We start from the raw sequence: 1064 nt of genomic DNA, 5'->3' as shown, positions 1-1064 counted from the left end.
GTTTCGCTCCTGGTTGTCGAGGTCAGGTTCCGTGCCAGGTGGGGGTCGTTTCGCCGGTGAGGCGGCGGGTCATGAGGCTGATCATCGCGACGTGGATCATGGCTTCGGATCGGGCCGGGAGGGCTTCGTAGTCGCGGGCGAGGCGGCGGTGGTTCATCAGCCAGCCCAGGGTGCGTTCGACGACCCAGCGGCGGGGCTGGACGGCGAATCCCCTGGTAGTGGGGTCACGAAGGACGATCTCGACGTCGATTCCGAGGGTGGCGCCATGTTCGATGACGGCGTTCTTGTAGCCCATGTCGGCCCAGGCCTTGCGCATGGTGGGGTGGTCGGCGGCCACCCGGGTCAGCAGCTGTTGGCCGGCGGTGCCGTCGTGCACGCTCGCGGCGGTGACCAGCACGGCCAGCAGCAGGCCGAGGGTGTCGGTGACGATGTTCCGCTTCCTGCCGACAATCTTCTTCCCGACGTCGATTCCCTGGGTTGCGGCGGGAACGTTGGTGGAGGTTTTCACGCTCTGGGAGTCGAGGATGCAGGCGGTCGGTGCCGGATTGCGGCCCTCGGCAGTGCGGACGAGGCGTCGCAGGAGGCCGTTGAGCTGCTCGAACACGCCGTCGCGTTGCCAGCGGGCGAAGTAGGCGTAGACGGTCTGGTGAGGCGGGTAATCGTGTGGGAGGTAGCGCCAGGGGATGCCGGTGCGGTCGACGTAGAGGATCGCGTCCAGCAGGTCACGCAGGTCGTGCTCGGGTGGCCGCCCGAAGGCCAGGGCGCGTGCGGTACGTTCCTCGCGCCAGGTCGTGAGGGTGGGTTCGACCAGGGCCCAGCGGGCGTCGGACAGGTCGCTCGGATACGGTCGGCGGGCCGTCATGATGACGGCATACTGCGGGATCGCTGCTCTGGCCAGAGGTCGCGGCCCTCGGCCGACAAATGCGCCTTGATCCGGCTTCCCGGGACGAGGCAGGAGGAACCGCGCAGTTCCGGCGGACATCTGCACGCTGGTGACACTTCCGCCCCACCAAGCCTCCGGAGTCACGGCAGCCGGGTCCGCTCCTCATCCCAAGAATCAGGAC

The 1064-nt window shown here is 68.0% G+C and carries 1 protein-coding gene; it reads right to left on the bottom strand.

Annotation, left to right across the window (positions count from 1 at the left end; all coding sequences use genetic code 11):
* Positions 1-22: 22 nt before the first annotated feature.
* Positions 23-862, bottom strand: coding sequence for an IS5 family transposase (locus PUR56_RS00640; RefSeq protein ID WP_329947398.1), 840 nt, complete (start codon positions 860-862; stop codon positions 23-25).
* Between the last annotated feature and the right edge of the window lie 202 nt (positions 863-1064).

The sequence above is a fragment of the Streptomyces sp. BE303 genome (genome assembly GCF_036290945.1).
Lineage (GTDB): Bacteria > Actinomycetota > Actinomycetes > Streptomycetales > Streptomycetaceae > Kitasatospora.
This window is presented reverse-complemented; position numbering and strand designations above follow the sequence as displayed.